Source organism: Photorhabdus luminescens subsp. luminescens (assembly GCF_001083805.1).
Taxonomy (GTDB): Bacteria; Pseudomonadota; Gammaproteobacteria; order Enterobacterales; family Enterobacteriaceae; genus Photorhabdus; species Photorhabdus luminescens.
In genome coordinates this window covers 18202-37228 of record NZ_JXSK01000010.1, presented here as the reverse complement: position 1 = coordinate 37228, position 19027 = coordinate 18202, and the positions used below count along the sequence as shown (strand labels likewise).

Genomic DNA, 19027 nt, shown 5'->3' with positions numbered 1-19027 from the left:
TTTTAAAACTCAAACTGATAGAGCAAATCCAATGTCTGATCAATACCAGACACCGCTTCCAGATACAATCTAGGCATTAACCTATAACGTAAGGTTAATGTTGCCAGTGAATCAAATATACCAACACCATACTTAACTTGCAGATCTTTTGTAATCTTTCCGCTAACAACTACCTGTGATTTATCACCAACCCCCTGAGTATCCAGCGCCAAATCGGAAACACCAAATATTTCACCGATCTTACCCACCAATTGACCACTCTGCGCAACTCCCAAACCTATTAATATTGCCGTCATCTGTGAGTTGTCCGAGTTACTATTCTCTAACCCTTCACCACGCAATAGATAAGAAAGTGCTTCCAATTGTGATCTAACAGGCTCTGAGAAAATTTCCACTTTTGGCTGATCCGCCAAACCGATCACCCTTACCCCTGCAATAACTTGCCCATCGGTAGAATCTGGATTACGGATAGCCTCAATGTTAAGTAATGGCTGATCAGGTGGGCCTGAGAACATAATCAGCCCTTTGCGAACGATCAGATCCTGCCCATAAGTATGGAAACGACCATCAAGAATATCAACTTGACCATTCAAACCTAGGCTCTGTTTATCTTGAACAACCTTCAGATCGCCTTTAAGTTGCGCTTTAAGGCCGAAAGCACTGAGACGAACATCGTCTCCGATATGAATCGTCAAGTTACTTTGAATCGGGATCGACGCTTTTTTCTCTTGTAATGGCTGAAGATTCTCATTCAATATAACTTCATCCGGGGAAGCCTCAACTGTCGATTCTGGTAGCTCCTTCACAGTAATATGCGCCCAAGGAATACCAACGCTACCATCCAATTTCAGCAACTGAGGAGAAGCCTCAAACACCAGAGCAGGGCTAACATCAATTTTCACCATTGGCGGCACAGTTACCCTCAACTTATCACCATTAGCCGCCACTCTTGCATGCCATGCATCCACATTGCGCCAGTCTGCATCGCCATTTAGGTTAAGCTGCCCTTTAGGCGTTTTAATAACACCATCAAGAACAGAGCGTATTCCATCAAAATTCACACCAATTTGCCCTTGAGTAACATCAAATGGGATCCAATGACCCGAAGCTTGCAGCGCACTCAAGTTTAACCGACCAAACAATAATGGATTTTTGGCATTACCTCCCAGACGCAAGTTGGCATACAAATGACCTTCAGCCTTATCACCTTGCCCAAGGATCGGCTCGATCAACGCCAGTGAAATATCCTGAATATCTACATTGCCTGATAGATTACGATGCCCTGCAAGATCAGCAACCTGTACGTCACCGTTAAACTGACCATTTCCCATAATCTTAAACAACCAATTCAGCTTTGCTGTGCCATTCTTCAAGCCTGCATTGAGTGTCAGCGTCTGGAAATCTACCGGTAATGCAGTGCCATCAACCATCTGCTTAACCTGCACTCCATCACCGTTCAGATTAATGTTGGCCTGAGGTAATCCGACTTCCGCGCCCCATTTAACGTCAGCATTACCACTGAATACACCTTTCAAATGTGTTTCAGGCCCCAATAATGGCTGAATCATAGCAAGATCAAAGCGTTCAAGAACAATGGATGCGCTACCGCTGGCGCCTGCTTCAATAGGTTTTGGTACGCAGAGCCGCGCATGTGGATTCAGCCAACAATGTGTGCCCACAGTGACTTTTTGTTGCTGATTAAGATAATCGAGAGTTATTGCTTTAGTTAAACGCCATTCTCCAACCGGAGTGTCAAAACGGGTATTATCAATACTTCCTTCCCATCGCTGTTGCTTACGATCAAAACTACCATTAAGTGAAAGTTGACCAGCAATCGGCTCACCGTCGATCTTCAATTTCAAATTGTGCTGTTTCTCATTGCCCTTTGCATCCAACGTCAAATTACGGACAATCAAATCAGCCTGTTTTAGTTGACTGACTTTAACAGCAAGATCCCCGTGGATTTGTTCAGCAGAGCGTACATTCCCCTTTACACTCACACGATCAATGCGTAAATCCTGCCACTTCAACCCGTTAGCATTAAGATCAGTTAAAAGCTGAGGCGCTTGCCTATTACCACGCAGTTTCAACGTCCCATTCACGACACCGCCAAGCCCCGGTAATATGCCATCCAGCTTCGGCGCACGAATATCGCCATCCAGTTTCCACTGTTTGGATAACTGTCCCTGGAGATTCATTTTATTGCGCCCTAAAGCCAACTCAAATTGAGGAATATTCCACTGACCAGCCGCATTACCAGAAATCTTACCTTTGGCTTTCACTAAGTTCTGTTTTACGTTACCGTCCAGCGTAATTTCCGGGATCTGGAGCTGCCAACTACCACCGTGTAAACTACCACGGGTCACTATTTTTCCATCTATTTTGGCAGGCCATTCCGGCCACTGTTTAGCAGTATTAATCCCAGAGAGCGTCAGCACCGTATGCCAACTTACCGCCTTACTCCAATCTGCCACACCTGCCAGTTCAGCTCTTCCCTGCAAAGCAGATAGACGTAAACGAGTTAACCTAAACTGCTCTTCATTGCCTTTCGCATCTAACACGAGTAATGCCGATGGGATTTCATTACCCTTAATACTGGAACGCAATGACAGATCATAACCACTGGCCTGACCATTCAGGCGCATTTTTACGCCATCAAGCTGATATTCAGGCTCACCCGTTAAAGGCCAACTTAGTTGCTGGCTTTCAAACGTCATCCGCACTGGCAAACCTGTCTTCGCCAGCTCCGTTTGAGCATCAAGTTTAGCACTGACAGGCCCTGACAAATTCAGCCCCAAACTGAGTTGTTCCAATAAAGCGCCATTAAGTTTTACATCAACCTTTTGCCCTTGGATCTCCTGTCGATTTAACTCGCCTTTTATTACCAGTTTTATCGGCCACTGCTGCGCCAGAGTCGCAGAACCATTAATGGTAAGAGAACCTTCCGGCATTTTGACATTCAATTTATTGAGCTGAATCTGCTGTCCCTGATTGCTGAGTTGCAGTAAAAACTCATTAATTGTGATATTGGTATCACCCGTCAGCCTTAATTGTTTGCCACTGATCCCTGTAATAGTCACATCCAGTGGAATAGGCACTTCTGGTAACGTTGCCAATAACGGTTGAGAGAACAATTTTTTCAGAATTTCTGCCAACGATTTTTCCGGTCCAGTCCCTCGTTTCGCTTTCTCCTCTGCTTCCGCTGTTTTCAGCCGTTCAGGGGTAGTTTTTGGCAGTCCCACCAGCAATCCGTTAATTTTTGTTGGCTTAAGCGTTAATGCTTTCTGCTGCCAGTAAGCTGCGGTCCTCAATTCATCAAGGGCAAATACCGTATCATCTACGGTGACAGTGACATTTTTAACAGATAGCAAATCAAGTGAGACTGGATACGGCGTCCTCAGTTCAGTCAAAGGCTCTGACTTTGGCGACGATTCTCCCGCAGAGGGCAATTGGCTAGTATTAATCGCAACTTCTACGCCTTCCGTTGTCAATGCATTAACACATAACTGACTATCTTTAAGACAAGAAAGACGTAGAGAAAGGTGGAATTGATTAACATTGACATTCACACCAGGCATTTGATACTTAACGCCTTTCAGAGTCAAATCCCGCCAACCACCACTGACGCTGGCTATATCCAGCCCCGGCACCCAACGGGCAGCACTGTTAATCATAAAATGCAGGCCAGATTGCGTTCCTACCAACCCGGCAACCGCAATAGCCAACAAAGTCACCATCAGCAAAAAAACAATACTGACCTTTTTAATCCATCTCATAATTCAGATCCTAACCCGATGTAAAACTGGATGTTACGGGATTCTGAATCCCCTATTGGTCTGGCAAGGTCAAATTTAATGGGGCCGACCGGAGAAGCCCAACGCACACCAACACCTACGCCGGTTTTAAAATTGCTCTTTCTAATGTCATTAATGGCTTCACCAGTATCAACAAAAACAGCACTCCACCAATTGCCGGTTACGTTATATTGGTACTCAAGCGAACCCACAGCCAACGCGGATGCACCGGTTAATTTTCCTTTTGCATCTTTAGGAGAGATTTTCTGATATCTGTAACCACGGACACTATGATCACCACCAGCGAAAAAGCGTAAGTCAGGTGGAACTTTGTCGAACGCATTGGTTTCTATCCAACCCAAATTACCCCGAGCAACAAAACGGTGATTATCCCAATAAGTTCTGATCCAGACGTTTTGTGCCTGTAACACCAAGAAATCAACATCAGAACCCCAAAGGGTATCGGAGATATCAATAGAATAGCGCTGGCTATCGCCCCAATAAGGCATCGTTCCCCCACGCTGGCGGATACGGCTAACATTCGCGCCCGGGTACAATAACATTGCCGTATTGGTGACATTAGCCTGAGTAAAGTGGCTGAGACTCCAACGCATATTGATCCCATACTGCCAGCCCGTTGAAAGATCCCAATTACGGGAAAGATTTACTGTCGCGGTATCTGATACGGTATCGTTGATGTCTTTACGCTTATAACCTGTCTGCAATGCGTAATATTGCTCTAACGGGTTTACTTTCAGCGGCATTTTATAGGTGGCATCAATAACCTGTTCAGGTGCAGAAAGGTTGATACTAGAGCTAAGGCTGTGTCCACGGGAATTAAGCCAGGGTTTTGTCCATTTCGCCTTTACCCGTGGTCCTACATCAGATCCATAACCCCCACCCAGTTCAACATAATTTTTGGAACGTGGAGTTAATACCGCTTCAAGAGGAAGCACTCCGTCACCATCTTTTCTAGCGGTATTAAAATCCGGCGTAACTACCGCTGAATTAAACCAGCCCGTTTCTGCTAACCGTCGATTCAATTCGGACAATTGCTCAGAGGTATAAAAATCCCCTTCTTTGAATGGAACCAAATGATTCAAATAATCTTCGCGGATCTGTGAACCACGATAACGTATCTGACCAAAGTGATAACGCTCACCGCTATTAAAAACAAAGTCCCAGAATGCCTCATGTCGCTCCTTGGAAACCCCCAATTGGCTCTTTTTCATAACAGCATCAAAATAGCCTTTCCTAATCGCAAGCCCAGTCAGAGAACCTTTAAGGCTTTCATACTCATCATGATTAAGAATCGTTCCTTTCTTTGGGCTTTTGCTTTTTACCAGTTTGGCATAATCTCCATCTGTCTTCGCCCCACCTTCCAAAACAACATTAACACCGGCGATTCGCACAGGTTCACCTGCGGTAACTTTTGCCGTTAATACCGAGCGAGCCGGCGGTTTATTTTCCCGATAGGTAAATTCGATAATGGGTTCATAATAACCAAGCGGGCGCAAGCCTTCACGAATCGCTTTATCTACACGAGCTCGGAAACGGCCATCTGGCGCAACTTCATCAGTGCTGATAGTGGAAAGATGAATTCGGGCATTTTTTTCTAAACTGCCTGTTAATCCTGCTATTTTCAGACGAAGATTAGCACTATGAGCAATGGGAGCTGCGATAGACACACAAAGAAAGCATAAAACGGGGTATCTCGACACGCGAACTCCTAACCTGATCGGAATAATTTGACTATAATAAATTTATCTTGAGTAACGTTTATAATATATACAATCTATTAATATCTGAAAACTTAATAATTACGGGAGTGAATTGTGTCAACTTCAGCGAATAAAAGCCTATCTATTGATCCTCAAAGCGCATTACCAGGCAGAACCGAGCCACTTAAGGTTTCACCTAACCATGCTGTTACTGATCATGCGATAGAACCTGTCCCAGAAAATATGGAAGTTGCTTATTTTGGCATGGGGTGCTTCTGGGGCGTAGAGCGCCTATTCTGGCAACAACCCGATATTTACACCACCTCCGCAGGCTATAGCGGCGGTACAACAGCGAATCCAACTTACGAAGAAGTTTGTAGCGGCCTGACCGGACATGCTGAGATTGTTAGAATTGTTTACGATCCAGCAAAAAACAGCTATGAAAACTTATTAAAACTTTTCTGGGAAAACCATGATCCCGCTCAAGGGATGCGCCAGGGCGGGGATATTGGTACTCAGTATCGCTCCGCGATTTATACCGTGTCACCTCAACAACATGAACTGGCATTAGCCAGCCTTGAACGTTTCCAACAAGCAATGCAACAACAAGGGGATAACCGCCCTATTACAACGGAGATCACAGCAGCGGGGCCATTCTATTTTGCTGAAGACTATCATCAACAATATCTATTTAAAAATCCTGAGGGGTATTGCGGACTAGGCGGTATTGGCGTCTGCCTACCCAAAATGAACAAAAACTAGTCGTTACATTTTATTAATGTTATAATTACTACACTGATCAATGGTTTTCTAAGTGTTTGTTATCACTTTTTATTTTATATGATTTTTATTGTTCCCTCCGGTGCTCTTCTAAATAGCAACCTACCCTACCACCGGAGGTAAAACACGGATTCCTTATGTTAAATAGTTTCTTAATAGTGTTTCTATTGTGCGCGATAAGCGCCTTTTTTTCGTTATCTGAAATCTCTCTTGCAGCCTCCAGACGAATCAAACTAAAATTGATGGCAGATGAAGGTAATGTCAACGCAGCTCATGTCCTCAAATTACAAGAAACACCAGGAATGTTTTTTACCGTAGTGCAAATCGGCCTAAATGCAGTGGCAATTTTGGCAGGTATTGTCGGTGAATCCGCATTCTCTCCTTCACTGAAAGCTTTTTTCACGAAGTTTATGCGCCCCGAATGGGCAGAACAATTGGGCTTTATCTGCTCATTTACCATTGTGACCAGTATATTCATTTTGCTCGCTGACTTGACACCAAAACGTATCGGTATGATTAGGCCTGAAGCCGTCGCAGTAAAAATCGTAAACCCAATGCGTTTCTGTCTGACAGTTTGCCGTCCACTAGTTTGGCTCTTTAATGGCCTGTCTGATCTTATCTTTAAGATTTTTAAAATTCCGACAGCACGTAATGAGGACATCACATCTGATGATATTTTTGCGGTCGTGGAAGCAGGCGCCGTTGCTGGCGTACTGCGTAAACAAGAGCATGAACTGATTGAAAACGTGTTCGAACTCGAATCCCGCACAGTACCCTCTGCCATGACCTCAAGGGAAAGTATCATCTACTTCGACAAGAATGAAAGTGAAGACAGCATCAAACAACAGGTTTCCAGCCAGCCACACTCCAAATACCTGATATGTGATGGAGATATTGATCACGTTATCGGTTATGTGGATTCCAAAGACTTGCTCAACCGGGTCCTCAGCGGTCAAAGCCTAAGCTTCAATCAAGGTGTCCAGATCCGCAACGCGCTGATCATTCCAGATACTTTGACACTTTCCGATGCCTTAGAAAGCTTTAAAGCGGCGGGTGAAGATTTCGCTATTATCCTGAATGAATATGCGCTGGTAATGGGTGTGATTACCCTGAATGATGTTATGACCACCCTGATGGGTGATTTAGTCGGCCAAGGGCAGGAAGAGCAGATCATCATCCGTGACGAAAATTCATGGTTAGTAGAAGGAGGAACACCTATCGATGATGTACAAAGGGTACTGGATATTGATGATTTTCCTGATTCAAGTAACTATGAAACCATTGCAGGTTTCATGATGTTCCGGCTGCGTAAAATTCCAAAACGTACCGATTCAGTCAAGTTTGCTGGTTACAAGTTTGAAGTTGTCGATATTGATAACTACAAAATCGATCAGCTACTAGTTACAAAAATCACTGATGTTCCTACCGCGACGCCAACGCAAAACCCACTTATCAGTGATGATAGATAAATAAAAACGGCCTATTCTTGAACTAAGGCCGTTTAGTATTCTCGTGTTAAGCGCCACTCATTATTATTTTGTGGCGCAGATTATATCAGTACGCAACCCGACTCTTTTTCGTTTTCTATCCTATTTCGGCTTGCAAACGTAGCACTTGCTGATTGACTTCGCTCATTACACTAAAATGACGCTTATCTCTCACCTTCGGCGGTAAAATTTTGCCGCAGTCGAATTCAAAAGCCCCCATGTCTTTAATGTATAAACGTCCACGGAATAAAGTTTTAACGTAGAGAGCAATTTTCAGTGGGTTATATCGGTGAAAAATTTTCATCTCTGCTTTTTTCCTCCTAAATGCTTCTTACGGTTACGTTTGGTGAACCAACTCCATACACCATACCGTTATGTAGAATAATAGACTGAATTTATCCGATTTTGTTCCCTCCATTTTTAGTTTTATGCACCGAATTTACATAAAATGACAGATATTTAGATATACATAACTATGTAACTTTATCTCTTACTTAATGTTAAAAATTTGATCTTCTTTAAAGAGATAAATCAGTTAATACCCGCTATGCTAGAGATCCATGTATTGTCACATTAACCTACAAAGGAAAAACCATGATAAAGAACTTTATGCTATATGCTGTGCTACTTTGTTCTCCTGCTTTAGCATTCGCTCACAACATCACTCTGGAACAACAAGTTCCTGCGATCAGTGTCTCTGATAAAGGTGAGCTGCTACTCAACAATAACAAGTTTAGCTACCAAAATTGGGATAGTGGAAAACTGATTGGTAAAGTGAGAGTCATACAACATATTGCAGGTCGCAGCGCAGCTAAAGAGATGAATGCTCCACTGATAGAAGAAATAAAACGCGCTGATTTTTCAAAAGAAAAATACCAAACAACCACTATCATCAATGTCAGTGATGCCATATTCGGTACTGGACCATTTGTCCGCAGTAGTATTGAAGATAGTAAAAGAGAGTTCCCGTGGTCTCAGTTTATCGCTGACAGCAACGGCGTGGCCAAAAAAGCCTGGCAGTTAGAAGCTAAAAGTTCTGCCATTATTGTCCTGGACAAAAATGGCGCAGCGAAGTTTGCCAAAGAAGGTGCGCTAAACAGTAGCGAAATCAAACAGGTCATTGAATTAGTTCGTAAAGAACTACAGTAAAAATATCCGTGGTGATAACGACTTGCAGGTATGTTTTCGTTTGCCCTTATCACCACAATTCTGCTGAAAAACGACTCTGCTAAAAACCATCACAATTAAAAAATCGTTACTCTAAATCCCGGATTCAAGAATGATTCACGAGGCGTATAATCTAGCGTCTGACCTTTCCAGTTCGTCACATGAGCGCCAGCAGCAATAGCTATAGCGTGACCCGCCGCAGTATCCCAGATATGAGTGGGCCCAAAGCGAGGATAAAGTTGCGCTTTTCCTTCCGCCACCAAACAGAACTTTAGCGAAGATCCCACAGAAACCGTCTGATGTTCACCTAACTGATTGAGATAATCTTCTAATTCCGTATCCATATGGGAGCGGCTAACGACTACTATGGGTGGATTAGCATCACGAATTTTAATCGGCAAACATTGACCACCACAGGTCTTTTTCCATGCCTGCCGCCCTTGCCCAAAATAAAGCGTATTCTGCACAGGAGCATATATGACTCCCATCACAGGAACGCCCTCGTCAATCAAAGCGATATTAACCGTAAATTCACCGTTACGATTAATAAATTCCTTGGTCCCGTCCAGAGGATCAACTAACCAATAGCGCTTCCAATCACGCCTCTCTTCCCAAGTGGGAAGCTCTTCTTCCGACAACAATGGAATTTCCGAAGCGATACGGGATAATCCGGCTTTAATGATTTTATGAGCCACAATATCAGCCATAGTAACCGGTGAATCATCTTGCTTATGATCAACTTTCAGAGGATGTTCATCCTGATAAATTGTCATAATAGCCGCACCAGCTTCCTTAGCCAGTTGGCAGATTTGTTCTAGCATCATACACCTCTGCGGTTAGTCATCCGTTATCATTTTAGACTATATTACCAATTGATCTTTTTATTGGAACGGTAAGAATTTTATTACCCCTCTTAAACTAAGCATTAAAAACCTTATGTTAATACCCACGACTTCGTTGCAAACCCATGCATACCGCAAGCGCCACCAAAGACAACATAGCGGCTATCAGTAACGCCATAGCTTCCGAGATATGGATGACAGATTCCCTGCTGTATTGCGTCAACAATGAAAAAAAAGCGACTCCTGCGGCAAACCCGGTTTGACGCAACGTGCTGGTAAGGGCTGCCGCCAATCCTGAATTCTCAGGAGCAACATTATCCATCACCAACCTTGCCATTAATGGATTAAGTACTGCCGCTCCCGTACCCAACAGCAACAACCCAGCCGCCAACAACCAGACATTCCCATCAACAACCGGACTAAAGATACCCGCGAGCAACACCAGTCCAACCGTTAACATCAGGAATCCCTCGGTAGCTTGAAGATTGAAACGCTCGGCAACCCTCAATAAAGGCACCAAGGTTAACGGCAAAGAAAGCAATAGCATTGTCATAGCCAGATACAATGCATCAAAACCCAACTTCACCGCGAAATATTGCGGCAACACCACAAATAGGCTCCAATAGGCGATAGAAAAAATAATCGGCAGAACCAATGAGATAAGAAAAGCACCATTTTTAAGCTCAGGTAAGCGAGTGAAACTACGTGCGGAAAAACGGTGACACAACCAAACGCTTACTACCCCGAAGATAAGTAACATTGCCTTGACGATAGTGCCACTTTGCCCCGGAAGCACTTGCTCGATGTATTGATACATAGTGACCAATAGCAGAATCGCCGTCACTGGTAAGGTACTAAATAACGAAACACGGCTTAACGCTCCACCAGCAGACAAGGCGCTGCCTTTTCTTTTCAACATCAAGAATACAACCAGCCCCCCTAAGGGCAAGTTGAGCAACAATATCCATGACCAGTCTAGCATCCTGATTATCAAGCCCCCCAGAGGCGGCCCCAGAGAAAAACTCAGCCCAAGTATCATTGACCAAGTTTTGAAAACCTGTGAGCGATTACTACTTCCCATTGGAAACAGGAGATTCAGCAGCGCCATCGCCGCTGTATTTAAAAAGGCGGCAGCAATTCCTTGAATTAAACGAACAAAAGTAAAACTGTCAAGAGAGACACAACTAACGGACATATAAGAAGCAACAACGAACACCAACAAGGCGGAAATCAGTGTCCTCATAGCTCCCAGACGATCAGTGATTATTCCGGCAGGTAATAAGAAAGCGGCGAAACCCGCCGTATAAGAAATACTGAGCCATGCGCCTTCTTTAACACCGAAACCAAGTTCGGTTGCGATCACCGGGATAGCAACCCCTAAGCCAGTTGTATCAAAACCGATCATAAAGGTGACGATCATGATGGCGATAAATATGGCTCTGTATTTCGTATCTTGATTAGAAGAATTCATATAGTCCTATGATTAAGAGGGTGAATATAGCCACGCTTTTCCATACATAATTAATGTTTCAGACAACAATAATTTAGGGCTCATTATCATCTGAAACATATGGCAATATCGTATCAATTTACCTAAGCAAGAATTGAACCTTCAAGATATTTGACCACATTGCGATCAATCAGACATTTACACTGTTCATCCATCACACCAAGCGCTGTTATCCACATTTCCTCCATCCGTGCCCTCGCCATTTCAGGACCCTTTTCATGCGCCAATAGCGCTAGCATATAAGTTGTGCCAGAGACCGTATAACCAGCCATTTTGATTCGGGAGCATTTCAGTGATAGCTCAAGAGGAAATGCATTCATTTCCACCAGGCTTTTGGCGACAAAGGCATTTTTTTCGGCCATATCCTGAACATCAGGAGAATTCAAAAATTGTTTGCGAGCAGTTTCATTCTCAATGAGGTAACGCAACGAACTCATCAGATGAAAACTTTCCATTGGTTTAATCACCGAGACATCGGTACCATGCCAAATATCGAGGAGCGCCCACAAATCCATCTCTTTTACATTGCCTTGCATGATTTTCTGGCCGGTATTATGGCCTATAGTATCCAAATAAACATAGGCAGTGCTGGTCTCACTATTTTGGGAGAACGAATAAATTTTCGTATAATCCCCCGCCTTACTGATCCCCTTTTTCGTCAACATCACTTCCTCTGGTAAACGCCCCAACGTAACCACTCCATGAACATAATTGTGCGAAAGGATAAAGCCTATTTTTTCCAACAGATTATGAGTTTGTTCCTTATCAAAATTACCGTTATTATCCTGCACTCCCCATTGCCCATCCTCCGTTAACGCCAGACCAAAAGGATCGACAATCATTTTTACTGGCACAGAACCAATCGAAGCCAGTATATTTTGCAGTGTTTCTTCAAATAATATTAAGCCAGCCTCAATATTATTATTTCTATTTGCCGACGAGATAAATCTCAGAGAAATATATTCCACTCCGAGTGTATTAGCGTGAATTATTCGGTCGACAGCGCTACGCCAACCATAAGCAAAATAGCCAGGTATCCCCTTTGTCGGCTTACGTTCTTCTTCTCCCAGATCAATACTAACATCAATAGCCTGTGCCATTTTTTTCGGGGAAATTCGGTAAAGACTTTCAGAATTAATACGGCGAGAAAAATAGGGTATTAATGACGATATTTCAATTGTATTCATTTCCATTTCCTTGTATATCAAGATAACATTCCTGACTTATTAATCCGCCAGACCTTTTACAATCGTTGATGCAATGTGCAATGAAGTAGTCACACTATTCTTCAATATATTTAATAAATCAACATTGTCTTTATAATAAAAACAAACAAAACATTATTTATTTGTTATTAAAGTTACTAAAGAAATAAAAAATACCTTAAAATGACTGAAAATCAGGCAAAGTAAATAAGAGTTAACAAGAGAAAGGAGAAAATGGAATCTAGACTTGCCAATGCGAAACAGAACTATGATCATGATTAAGGTCAGAGAGAACCCAAATATTGACGGCAACAGCACGAAATACCAAGAAAATAGCGTTACCATCTGCTTTTTAGGTAAAAGCGAAAATTAATCAGACCAAAAAACCCATTTAAGAAAATAACTGGGACATCAAGAGAAAGCCAGTTAATCAGCAACATACTAGCTGAAATTTTCGATAATCTGAAAACACTTCCCACTTTTTGAATGGGTTTATCAGTAGTCTGAAGCGAGTATACCGGCTATTCTTAATCCTACTGCTGGATAAAACTTACAGAATATCCAATAATTCCACCTCAAAAATCAGAGTACTATATGGGGGAATCGATGCGCCAGCGCCACGCTCGCCATAGGCCAAATTATAAGGGATATAAAGCTCCCATTTAGAACCGACAGGCATCAACGTCAATGCTTCAATCCATCCGGCAATCACACCATTTACAGGAAATTCAGCAGGTTCGCCGCGCTGTACTGAGCTGTCAAACACGGTGCCATCAATCAGACGCCCCGTATAATGAACACTCACGCGGTCAGTACGGGCAGGAATTGCACCATCACCCTGTTTCAGTACAGAAAACTGTAAACCAGATTCTGTGGTACTTATACCATCACGCTGGGCGTTTTCTGCCAGGAACTTCTGACCCTCTTCTGCCATAGCTTGTTGACGTTCACGACGCACACCATCTGCACGTTCATGCATTTCACGTAAGGCACGATGTAATATATCGACCGGCACCGCTGGAGAATGATTTTCCAACGCATCACACAACCCTGCCAACAGCGCTTCTGGTTCCAGACCTTGCAGGCCAGATTCCAGTAATTGCTGACCAACTTGCAAGCCAACCCCATAACTTGCTTGTGCTTCGATAGAGTCAAAAGAAAGTTTTGCCATGAAAATACCTGTGATCAAATTAAAATTAGGCCTGTAAGCATAACAGCGCTATGCAGTAGGGTAAACCAAAGATATCACTAGAAAAATACATGTCGACGAAATATATAAGAGCTAATAATCGATATAATTCTAAGTAGCATATTCACTCCTTAAAGGTTACAATATAAAAATCCAATTTTTATATATTTTTACTTATAATTGATTATATGAATAAAATATTTTTTATATAAAATTAATTTTATTGCAAATATTACATAATGAGGAAAATCTTATGAATACATTATTTAATGAGATTTTATCTGAAATTAAAAATTCCAAAACCATGCCAGAATTAGAAAAGAGGCTATTAAACGCGATAAATTATCTGGGTTTTGAATTCTACTCAATTTATCAGGAAGAAAAATATCCATTCACGACCAAAAAATATGTTCTAATAACCAACTTAAATATAGAAACCGCAAACAATTATAATCAAGATAATAATCACGACAGCGACCAATTAATGAATGGTGATTACACATTCTCCATTCCGTCAGTTTGTAATGATAAAATATCAGAAAACGCTGATTTTATGATTGAAAAATCAAATCAAAATAAAAACGAAGTGAAAAATAGTCTTTCAATAAAAATCAAAGGTTATCATGGCGAAAGGTCAATCTTTTCAGTTGCCAGAAAAGAAGGCACTATTTCCCACAATGAAATACTTAATAAAGCAGGCGTGCTAGGCATATTGGCAAATGAATGCATAAAAACATTCAATAACCTAAAAAATAAAAAGGATAAAATCATTGTCCCAACACTTTCTACCAGAGAGGTTGAAGTCATAAGATGGACCTGTGAAGGAAAAACCTCTGCTGAAATAGCCGATATACTGGATATCTCAACAAGAACAGTTAATTTCCACATTAACAATGTTATGGAGAAATTAGTAGTTCCCAATAAAGTCGCAGCAGTTGCTAAAGCAATAGCATATAATCTAATTATATAATCATTAGAGCCAAAATAAGGCTCTAACTATACGAAACTATAAAATATAATTAGACAATATGTCCCTCCATGCATCATTAATTTCATTCATCAGGGATTCACATTTGACGTGCTCATCATTAATATGCACACAAACGTAACCACAGAAATCATTATTGCTTTTTGGTATTTCGTAAACCAATGAATTCTTCTCTAAATTAATTTTTATTGCAATAATTTCGTAATATAATTTACTCAGAATATTATCAACAGATGCTAATAATACTTTATTAACTTCTGTTTTATCAAATTTGTCATTAATCTTTCCATCTTTACCTGCCAGCAAATTAATTAAAAATGCTCTTCCCCTCGCTTCAGGCAATATCATTCGATCACTAAATCCTTTGACTAAATGGTCAACCCAAATTTCCTGCAAACTTATACCATATACCCGGTTAGCCATATCCCAAATACGCATACCCGCAGGTCTACGATTAGTTTCAACCAGAAAAGTTTCTCCCGTTTTACTATCTTGCTTAATCTCATTATGGAATGCGCCAAGAGTCTGCCCTGAGATCAGATTCATTGCCTGCCCTGCTTTATGTAATGCAATCGTATTTCTGCCATCACATTGCGCCGGCACTATTTGCCCTATTTCAACAGGATATTCCCCTTTCTGAGAAACTTTTTGCGTTAAAAACGCCATACAACCAATACCATCGTACGAATATTCTGTATCGAAAATAATAAGTTCTTCTGCAAGAATTTGATTACCACCAGATTGCTCAACAGATTGAGCAAAAGCCATTGGGATTTTACTTCTATCTTTAACCGCTACCACACCTATATTTGCTCGACCACAATTAGGCTTAATAATCACACCATATGGAACAGAGTCATAAAATTCTTCTAATTCTTTAATCTCACTAATGAAAGTATATCGAGGTGTCTTAATATGTTGTGCCGCAAGCAGTGGTAATATCCGAGTTTCTTGTTGGCGGAATTGATATTTCTCAATACCTGCGAAACTTAATTCGGGATCATCGCCATAAACGTTTAATTTCTTCGCGATAACAGCCGCACACCCAGATACCGCATCCATAAAGGGGAGAATAGCCGCACATGTCATATTAAGTTCAGCAAGAACAGCCATCACACTATCAACATAATTTTCTGCTCGCACAGGAATATGATAGACAAATGGTGTAATATCTTTCTCCTCACCGGACAACATATCGCTAATAATCACTAATTCAAGAGAGTAATGATATCGAATATAATCACGAATATTAACGATTTCACTCAGCCTTGCCGGAAGATAATCAAGCACTAACAAATATTTTTTCGAACTCATATTTCCTCCATTATTGACTATTATGCAGATTAAATTTAAGCGAACGATAAGGATTAATAATGACAAACATCAATAAAACAAATGCAGAGAATATCAGATAAATACTATTGTAGGAAAAATAATTCAGTAAATTAGCACAAATGAAACTGGTTAAAGGTGTCGCTAACTGATTCAAAACCAACACCACACCAAGATACTGGGAAAAACGCTGCTTCGGAATAAGACTTGCTCGATAAGAGCGGGAAAAAAGATTAAAACAACCTTCCGCACCAATGACCAGTAAGAAACCTAATGTGTAAATCACAAATAACGGCCCAGTAGCAAATAGTGTTAAACCACATAATGCAATCAGAAAAGCCGTTACACCAACGACACGTACATCAAAAATTCGACACAATTTTGGCGCAATAAGAAACACACAACAATTCACCAGCCCCGCATAAGCCAAAAGCTGAGCATAACTTCCTTTCGGCTGTGAAAAAACGCTAGTGATAACATAAACTGCCGTTGACAAAATAGCGCCTTGCATCACATTCATCAAAAATGTCAGGCTAATGACGCGTAACAAAGATGGGTTTCCCATCAGAAATTTAAAAATGGCCGGCAGATTATAACTTTCTCTATTAGCGTGCTCTTCAATCTGGTTTTTCCTTTGTAGCTGAAACCATATCAAGCTACTAATCAGGAAAGGAAAAAATGCAAATGCAAATACTGCATAGACACTGAATTTATAAACCAGCACACCAACAACCACCGGAGCTGCAATATAGGTAAACTGTTCAACGAATTGCAAACGAGAGTTAACAGAAGGTAATTCTATTGAACTCATGTTCTTAGAGACAAAACCTTCAAGGTTGACATATCCCGCCCCACTAAAAAAGGATAAAACACATGAGAGAGGAATAATGATATATACGATGTTATTATCAGAATATATAAATGAAAGGATAAAAAGAAATAAACAAACTAATGATCGAAGAATATCACTCAGGAATAACATAACCAATGTATGCATCCTGTCGCCCATCCAACCAGAAATGGGGAGTGAAATCACCCTGAATAACCGTTCAAGCCCAAAAGCAAAAGACGAAAGTGAAGCGCTATTAGTTGAGGTAAATACTAATACAGGCACAGCGAACATAACAAATGCCTCTGAAAAAACAGAAAAAAATCGAGCCAGTATGATCCTATATATCATTAATATTACCTCAACCTTATTATCTATCCCATTAGGCTATTTTATTTATCAATTTGATACTAAGCAAGGCTCAAACTGATTCCATCCACTATGCCTACTGGGATAGATTTTTACTATGCAATAATTAATGAATAGATTTAACCAAATAGTTCCCCAAAACTAAATAATCAATATTTGTTTTCATGAAAGTTTTAATGGCATCATCAGGTGAACAAACGATCGGCTCGCTATCGTTATAAGAGGTATTCAGCAGCAAAGGTACACCGGTTTTCCGATAAAATGCCTCAATCAACTGGGCATAACCTGGATTTGATGCACTATCGACAACTTGAACCCTCGCAGTACCATCTACGTGAACTACCGCCGGAATTTGTGATGCTTTATCCACTTTAGCATCCATTGCTAACAACATATATTTTGCCGCTTCCGGTAATTCTTTCCGAACATGGAACCAATCAGCAACATGTTGACGCAATACACTAGGCGCAAATGGTCTAAACATTTCACGATGTTTAACTTTACGATTCATTAAATCGCGAATATCTTTATTTCTCGGATCAGCCAACAAACTACGATTACCTAATGCTCGTGGCCCAAATTCCATTCTCCCCTGGAACCAGCCAACGACATTATTTTCAGCCAGCAAGCCTGCGACAACTTCATGAATATTCTCTTCATATGTCCAGTCCAAACCATAAGCCTTCAAACTACGCTGGTAATCATCTTCGCTATATTCCAGACCCCAATAGGTATGAGTCAGAGGATAGCGTTGATTATTCTCAAGAATTTGATGCCAAATAAATAGTGCGGCACCTGTAGCAGTCCCGCCATCATGTGCAGCAGGCTGAACAAAGATATCCTCGATATCCAACTCTTCATATAATCGCTTATTGGTTATGCAATTCAATGCAACACCGCCCGCAAGGCAGAGTTTATTCGTTGCGGTTTCCTGCAAATAATGACGAGCCATATTTAACACTATTTCATCAGTTATTTGCTGGAGAGAAGCGGCAATATCATAATATTCCTGCGCCACCTCCCCACCCGGAACTCTTTTCGCAATACCAAACAGGGATTCTAATTTAGAAAATTCTTGGCTGCGGAAATTGAGAATGGTGTTATCGATAGTAAACTCACCTTTCTCATAAATTTTAACGAATTGTCGGAACGCCGGTATAAAACCTTCAGGCTTGCCATAAGCTGACATTCCCATTACCTTACAGGCATCGTATACAGAAAAACCTAGGAACTCGGCTAATTTCTCCCACATAAAACCAATTGAATGAGGATATTCAATGGTTTTAATTTTTTTCAGACTATTGCCATCGCCCAGATATACCCCTGCGGTATTATCCTCTCCAACACCATCAAGTGATAAGGTTAGCGCTTTATCAAATGGCGAAACAAAATAAGCAGATGCCGCATGCGCTGTGTGATGCGGAACCCAATGAAATTGCCCACGGAATCCCATTGATTGCAAAATTTCTGGTACTGAAGTGGTTTTACGATAGAAAATAGATTCACCCGATACACTTCCCCAACTTCCTTCATGGGTGACTTCATCAATAAAGATTGATTTTCTTCGCTCTATCGGATCGATAGAAAACCCAATATGACTCACATCCTCCAAGCTAATACCCGCGAAGTCTAATGCAACTTCAATAGAAGCTAATGGCAACTCATCAGGATTATCAATATTTGCTGGTTTTCCGTGTTTTCTTCTATTTAAACGCTCTTCTTCGATGGCAAAAATAGTTTCGCCATCTTTCAACAAACAAACTGCTGATTCATGGTAAACCGAATTTATACCTAAAATATACATGACTTATTAT

14 protein-coding genes are annotated in these 19027 nt (G+C 41.3%); 4 read left to right on the top strand and 10 right to left on the bottom strand.

What is annotated here, in order from left to right:
- Positions 1 to 2: 2 nt before the first annotated feature.
- Both tamB and tamA read right to left on the bottom strand, forming a co-directional pair.
- Positions 3 to 3776, bottom strand: coding sequence for an autotransporter assembly complex protein TamB (gene tamB / locus TI10_RS19885; protein ID WP_049585079.1), 3774 nt, complete (start codon positions 3774 to 3776; stop codon positions 3 to 5).
- Complete coding sequence (tamA, locus tag TI10_RS19880) at positions 3773 to 5515, bottom strand: autotransporter assembly complex protein TamA (RefSeq protein WP_049585078.1); 1743 nt, start codon at positions 5513 to 5515, stop codon at positions 3773 to 3775. Before tamA ends, tamB begins: the two co-directional genes overlap by 4 nt.
- A 114-nt stretch (positions 5516 to 5629) precedes the next feature.
- On the opposite strand from tamA, the gene msrA reads away from it, so the two are divergent.
- The gene (msrA, locus tag TI10_RS19875) at positions 5630 to 6277 is read left to right on the top strand and encodes a peptide-methionine (S)-S-oxide reductase MsrA (RefSeq protein ID WP_049585077.1); all 648 of its coding nucleotides are present in this window, start codon (positions 5630 to 5632) and stop codon (positions 6275 to 6277) included.
- Between the two features lie 155 nt (positions 6278 to 6432).
- On the top strand, positions 6433 to 7764 hold the full coding sequence (locus TI10_RS19870; RefSeq protein ID WP_049585076.1) for a hemolysin family protein: 1332 nt from the start codon (positions 6433 to 6435) through the stop codon (positions 7762 to 7764).
- Between the two features lie 115 nt (positions 7765 to 7879).
- Here TI10_RS19870 and TI10_RS19865 read toward each other — a convergent pair whose 3' ends face one another.
- Positions 7880 to 8086, bottom strand: coding sequence for a DUF1107 domain-containing protein (locus TI10_RS19865; RefSeq protein ID WP_011148633.1), 207 nt, complete (start codon positions 8084 to 8086; stop codon positions 7880 to 7882).
- A gap of 290 nt (positions 8087 to 8376) precedes the next feature.
- On the opposite strand from TI10_RS19865, the gene TI10_RS19860 reads away from it, so the two are divergent.
- Positions 8377 to 8931, top strand: a complete 555-nt coding sequence (locus tag TI10_RS19860; RefSeq protein ID WP_049585075.1) for a YtfJ family protein — start codon at positions 8377 to 8379, stop codon at positions 8929 to 8931.
- A 95-nt stretch (positions 8932 to 9026) separates the two neighbouring features.
- On the opposite strand, the gene cysQ is transcribed toward TI10_RS19860, so the two are convergent.
- The 4 genes from cysQ to TI10_RS19840 form a co-directional block, all read right to left on the bottom strand.
- Positions 9027 to 9770 (bottom strand): 3'(2'),5'-bisphosphate nucleotidase CysQ, encoded by a 744-nt coding sequence (gene cysQ / locus TI10_RS19855; protein ID WP_049585074.1) that lies wholly within the window; start codon positions 9768 to 9770, stop codon positions 9027 to 9029.
- 118 nt (positions 9771 to 9888) lie between these two features.
- Positions 9889 to 11262: an MFS transporter gene (locus TI10_RS19850; protein ID WP_049585073.1), complete on the bottom strand. Its 1374-nt coding sequence runs from the start codon at positions 11260 to 11262 to the stop codon at positions 9889 to 9891.
- 122 nt (positions 11263 to 11384) lie between these two features.
- On the bottom strand, positions 11385 to 12488 hold the full coding sequence (locus tag TI10_RS19845) for a hypothetical protein (protein WP_049585072.1): 1104 nt from the start codon (positions 12486 to 12488) through the stop codon (positions 11385 to 11387).
- 568 nt (positions 12489 to 13056) lie between these two features.
- Positions 13057 to 13677: a peptidylprolyl isomerase gene (locus TI10_RS19840; protein WP_049585071.1), complete on the bottom strand. Its 621-nt coding sequence runs from the start codon at positions 13675 to 13677 to the stop codon at positions 13057 to 13059.
- Positions 13678 to 13948: 271 nt separating this feature from the next.
- Between TI10_RS19840 and TI10_RS19835 the strand changes: the two genes are divergently transcribed.
- On the top strand, positions 13949 to 14665 hold the full coding sequence (locus tag TI10_RS19835) for a helix-turn-helix domain-containing protein (protein ID WP_049585070.1): 717 nt from the start codon (positions 13949 to 13951) through the stop codon (positions 14663 to 14665).
- Positions 14666 to 14701: 36 nt separating this feature from the next.
- Here the strand turns inward: TI10_RS19835 and TI10_RS19830 are convergent, their stop codons facing one another.
- From TI10_RS19830 to TI10_RS19820, 3 genes are all read right to left on the bottom strand, one after another.
- Positions 14702 to 16063: an ATP-grasp domain-containing protein gene (locus TI10_RS19830; protein ID WP_244161669.1), complete on the bottom strand. Its 1362-nt coding sequence runs from the start codon at positions 16061 to 16063 to the stop codon at positions 14702 to 14704.
- The gene (locus tag TI10_RS19825; protein ID WP_244161668.1) at positions 16008 to 17138 is read right to left on the bottom strand and encodes an MFS transporter; all 1131 of its coding nucleotides are present in this window, start codon (positions 17136 to 17138) and stop codon (positions 16008 to 16010) included. Before TI10_RS19825 ends, TI10_RS19830 begins: the two co-directional genes overlap by 56 nt.
- 181 nt (positions 17139 to 17319) lie before the next feature.
- Positions 17320 to 19017 (bottom strand): carbamoyltransferase family protein, encoded by a 1698-nt coding sequence (locus TI10_RS19820; protein ID WP_049585067.1) that lies wholly within the window; start codon positions 19015 to 19017, stop codon positions 17320 to 17322.
- Positions 19018 to 19027: the final 10 nt, after the last annotated feature.

What these genes read in the sequence shown, in the direction of transcription:
- TI10_RS19840 (WP_049585071.1), bottom strand. Translation starts at nt 13,677, where the DNA reads ATGGCAAAACTTTCTTTTGACTCTATCGAAGCACAAGCAAGTTATGGG.
- cysQ (WP_049585074.1), bottom strand. Translation starts at nt 9,770, where the DNA reads ATGCTAGAACAAATCTGCCAACTGGCTAAGGAAGCTGGTGCGGCTATT.
- TI10_RS19850 (WP_049585073.1), bottom strand. Translation starts at nt 11,262, where the DNA reads ATGAATTCTTCTAATCAAGATACGAAATACAGAGCCATATTTATCGCC.
- TI10_RS19825 (WP_244161668.1), bottom strand. Translation starts at nt 17,138, where the DNA reads ATGTTCGCTGTGCCTGTATTAGTATTTACCTCAACTAATAGCGCTTCA.
- TI10_RS19835 (WP_049585070.1), top strand. Translation starts at nt 13,949, where the DNA reads ATGAATACATTATTTAATGAGATTTTATCTGAAATTAAAAATTCCAAA.
- TI10_RS19870 (WP_049585076.1), top strand. Translation starts at nt 6,433, where the DNA reads ATGTTAAATAGTTTCTTAATAGTGTTTCTATTGTGCGCGATAAGCGCC.
- TI10_RS19865 (WP_011148633.1), bottom strand. Translation starts at nt 8,086, where the DNA reads ATGAAAATTTTTCACCGATATAACCCACTGAAAATTGCTCTCTACGTT.
- TI10_RS19820 (WP_049585067.1), bottom strand. Translation starts at nt 19,017, where the DNA reads ATGTATATTTTAGGTATAAATTCGGTTTACCATGAATCAGCAGTTTGT.
- tamB (WP_049585079.1), bottom strand. Translation starts at nt 3,776, where the DNA reads ATGAGATGGATTAAAAAGGTCAGTATTGTTTTTTTGCTGATGGTGACT.
- TI10_RS19845 (WP_049585072.1), bottom strand. Translation starts at nt 12,488, where the DNA reads ATGAATACAATTGAAATATCGTCATTAATACCCTATTTTTCTCGCCGT.
- TI10_RS19860 (WP_049585075.1), top strand. Translation starts at nt 8,377, where the DNA reads ATGATAAAGAACTTTATGCTATATGCTGTGCTACTTTGTTCTCCTGCT.